The following is a 4,174-nucleotide window of genomic DNA, read 5'->3' as shown; positions in this document are numbered from 1 at the left end:
GAAAACCGTCTTTACCCTGGTTACGAGCCGTGAGGGTCCGTTTGGGAAGGTTCTGAAAAACGGGGTTCTCTGAGCCACGAGCCGACTGTCTCAGATAAGAATTACCATTACGAATCAGGGCATAAGGACGTTCCGTCAGCGGATCAGGGGTTGCATTGCCGTCATCATCCACTGCTGAACCGACAATCTCCAGACGACTCCAGGGGCGGTCCAGACCCATTGACCATTAAACCACTGACGCTCAATGACCAGATCACCGGCCTGAGTCTTAACTCGAAGATCGACAAAAGCATCACGAAATTCGCCGGTATCATAGGAAGGCGACTGCTGTTCGCTAGCTTCCTCACTACTATGAAACTATCTGACTCCCTGCCTGCGTAGATATTCGGCCTTTGCCCTCAGGCTTCACCGAACCCGACCCGCATGGAAAGTACGAATCACAAACAGGGTCTCCCGAGTTCAGCACAAAAGACATCAATACATGCGCCAGATCTAAGACTCCGGAGAACCGACAAAAGCACTTGAACGCACTATCGTCGTATTGCCTTCCCAATCACCCAACGTGGTCGGCGTTCTCGATTTTGATTTCGGAACTCCTCTTCATATTAAGAGCTGAGCCTGCATCTTCCCCTGTCAACGCTTAACCATTGCCATTACTGACAACCGCCCATGACTCGGGGTTCCGGCGCCTTACCGGATGAAAGGCTTTCACCTTCAATCTCTTGCCGACTTATCTCGGCGCACTGGGTGTCCCTTATTTTTCGTCAAAGTGCTCCCGCATGGACTTCCCACCCACTGTGATACCTTCAAGCACTACCTTGGTTTCCTTAAGGGTCAGTGTATTACCTTCAATAGCATTGGAATGATAAGTCCACTCAACAACCAGAGCTTCATGGAGCGATTTGACTGTATTCTCAGGAAGAGGTCTGAGAGCATCCAGCCGAGCCTTCAGGTTGTCAATGGTCTGAAACATTGTGCAGGTTTACCTATGAGTTGCCTTCATTAATGATTATACGGTAAATCAGTCTGAAGTGGATAAAAGGAATTCCGGAAGGGCCCAGAACCACCGCCCAACTCATGAGATAAATGAATGACTACGGAAAGGGTTTGCTGTCAGCTTTTACCTGATTGATATAAACGACTACAAGAAAACAACCCCTGCACCCACTTTTACCCCATCTCACGAGGGTAGCTCTTCATTGACTCCAACCTGTCGACTGCTCGGTAGAAGCGATTATTCCAACTCATGGTTTTCAGCCATTCGGCAGAATCAATCTCTAACCTGACCAGAATAGGCGGAGTATCTGAAGGAATGCCGCATTTTTTATCAACCCTGACTGCACGCCCACTCTAATCAACCAGTTCAAGATAGTCATGAAGTCTATAAGGAAGGGCCACCTCTGGATTCTGACCCTGCAGACGAAAAGGCATCAGATTGCCTGACTGCTTTCCAGTACCAGAACCTGACAACCGCTCAACTCGCTCCTGGAGCGATGGGTATATAGAAAGTAGGAGACCAGCGCTCTCAACCTGTCCACCACCCATTGACGACGATGCTCATAATTCGTGTCTGTCAGATGCTCTTCACCACAGAGGTAAGCCTGCCATACACAGAGAGCCATACAGTGAATAATAGGGTGTGGAACCTGGATCAATCAAAGCACTACGAGCACGGGTCATGCTTTCTCCTGTCTGAAGAAAAATTCAGTGACAGGAGAAAGGTAGATCAGCTGACCGGTTAGTCAAATGTGTGGGTATTCCTTATTTTTCGATCATATCAAACCTACTATTGAAACACATATCATCAGAAACAGACAAAAATAAGCAGCCAATTTCTCAATATTTGTCTCATAATTTTGCATGGTATAATAGCAAATAGTTAATATAAACAATATTGCTAACAACGAAAAATACCAAGGATATTTACCAAAGTGTTCAATATCATCTATCGCCACACTTTTATAAAAAAACACAGCCCATGAAGTAAGTGAAAACAGATAAATCACGAATGGATTTGTTAACATGTAAATACTCCCTCCTTCACTCACATATCTGCTTTTCTTGTGAATTATTTTCACTCATATTATTGAAAGCTTTAGCAGCATTTCCAATATTCTGAGCGTAATTAGGATCAACACCTAAAGCAGTATTTGTTGACATTGCTACTTCTGTGACAATTCCTGCTGTAATCGCTACAAACCCTCCTGAGAAGGCAAAAGCTGTGGCAATAAGGCCCGTTGTAGCACCCGAGATGAATCCATTGACAAAACTTTGCCCAGTAATTGCAGAAGCAATACCTTGAGCTAACCCTCCAACTACTGGTACAACAATAAAAGCTAAAAGTGGAATTTTCCCATCAGGGTCTACCATACTAAGAGGTCTACCGCTCACGTATAAATACCTATTCACTCCTCCTAGTAAACTAATAGGGTCCCCCTCCACATACCGCCCTTTCACCGGGTCATAATCCCTAAAAAAGTTATAATGCAGCCCCGTTTCACTGTCATAGTACTGCCCCGCAAATCGCAAATTATTCCTCAGCTCACTCCCTTCCCAAACCACTGTTTCTCCAAAGGCACTGGCTTCAGCCTTCCAAGTCACCTTGCCGTTTCTCCGGAACGCTTTCTGTGGAGTACCCAGGTGGTCATTAACGTAGTAATGCACCTGATTGTCCTGAGTCCTTGTGAACAGTGGGCCCGTCATCCAGAGTGTATTGGGTTTCCAGCCGTATTCCTGAATCAGGTTACCCTGCTCGTCATACTCCCCTACCAGTCCTTCCTGGCTATACAGGTAATGGATGATCGTATTATTGTCGGCCAGAGTTTTACTGACTCTCTGCCCCAGCGGATTGTACTGGTAGGTTGCAACAGTAAGGTTGTTCTTTTTGACTTCTGTGAGTCGCTCTTCACTGTTGTAGATAAACGCCCAGAAAGGAATGACGTTGTCTGGATCGACAGCGATCTGGCCTTCAGTGTTACGCTTTCCGCTTCTAATCAGATGACCATTTTTACTGTAGTCGTAGCTGATACCATTCTGTTCAGTAAGCTGGTTAAAGGCATTGTATGTCCACTCTTTTGAGCCTTGAGCAGGCGCCAGTTCAGCTTTATTTGCTTTCTCATCCAGACGGTTACCCACCTTATCGTACCGGTAAGCTTCGTTGGTTCTGGGCGTATGGTTCTCTATATTATCGTTTGTGCTGTATTGGGCTTCAGCGAGGCGATAGAGCTTATCGTAGCCATAAACCGCCGTCTCTTCCGTCTGACTGATTTGCGTAATATTGCTTTCATGGTCGTATTCCCAGGCCAGACTGTGCATGGGGTTACTGGCTGGGTCTGTAGTGAGTTTTTTTCGATAGCGCATCAGCCCATCAGGGATCAGGCTGACCTGACTGTTGCCGGGGTAACTGATGTTCTGGGGAATCAGCCAACTGAAGTTGTTGTAGCTGATTCGTCCCTGACCGGGGATGGCCACCCCGCTGAGCTGATTATTGCCGTTGTAGTAGTAAGTGTATGTTTGGCCTTCCGGCGTCGTATAGGTCTTTTTCTGGCCGTTTTTATAATAACTATAGCCGTAGGTTTTCTGAAACTCGTTCGTCTTGCCTTTGTTAAAGGTTGTGACGACCTGGGTCAGACGATTTAAAGCATCGTAGGTGTAGTCGGTTTCTGTGATGCCATCACTGTACCCGGCAAACTGATGGGTGTTGGTGTAGCGATAATTGACCGTTTTTTCTGGCTGGCCATTCTGCTGTTGCTCACTACCGGCATAGAAGTGAGTTTCCACCAAACGGTTGGCAGCATCATAGCTATAAACGGTGATTTCACCGTTAGGAGTGGTGAGTTGAGTCAGGTTACCATTGCTATCGTATTGGTAGCTTCTGCGGGTATCCGTCAGACCGTTTTGGCCCACCTTGATCTCAGCAGTGACCTCATCTCGCAGGTTGTATTCAAAACGGGTTTCCCTACCTTCCGGATCCATCACGCTGGTCAGGTTATCCCGGGCATCATAGCCATAGCGGGTTATGCCTCCAGCAGCATCGGTCATGCTGATTAGACGATTCAAGGCGTCGTATTCGTATTGACTGCTGTTCTGGTTAGCATCAGTGCGTGTCTTCAAGTCACCGTCTATCAGGTAGTCAAAAGTGCGTTTGATCACCTGGTCTTGATCATTAAAACGG

Annotated in this window: 4 protein-coding genes; all 4 read right to left on the bottom strand. The window is 46.7% G+C overall.

Features of this window, described 5'->3' with window-relative positions:
* Positions 1 to 220 (bottom strand): hypothetical protein (locus tag ACR2PX_RS09350; protein WP_433999091.1); only part of this gene is annotated, 220 nt, incomplete at its 3' end.
* 534 nt (positions 221 to 754) lie between these two features.
* Positions 755 to 973, bottom strand: coding sequence for a hypothetical protein (locus tag ACR2PX_RS09345; RefSeq protein WP_433999090.1), 219 nt, complete (start codon positions 971 to 973; stop codon positions 755 to 757).
* Between the two features lie 457 nt (positions 974 to 1,430).
* Complete coding sequence (locus ACR2PX_RS09340; protein WP_433999089.1) at positions 1,431 to 1,655, bottom strand: hypothetical protein; 225 nt, start codon at positions 1,653 to 1,655, stop codon at positions 1,431 to 1,433.
* Between the two features lie 385 nt (positions 1,656 to 2,040).
* On the bottom strand, positions 2,041 to 4,174 hold a 2,134-nt coding region (locus ACR2PX_RS09335; RefSeq protein ID WP_433999088.1), incomplete at its 5' end, for an RHS repeat-associated core domain-containing protein.

The organism is Endozoicomonas sp., from assembly GCF_051008435.1.
Lineage (GTDB): Bacteria > Pseudomonadota > Gammaproteobacteria > Pseudomonadales > Endozoicomonadaceae > Endozoicomonas_A.
Note: the sequence above shows the minus strand (reverse complement) of the source record. Positions and strands in the feature narration are given on the sequence as shown.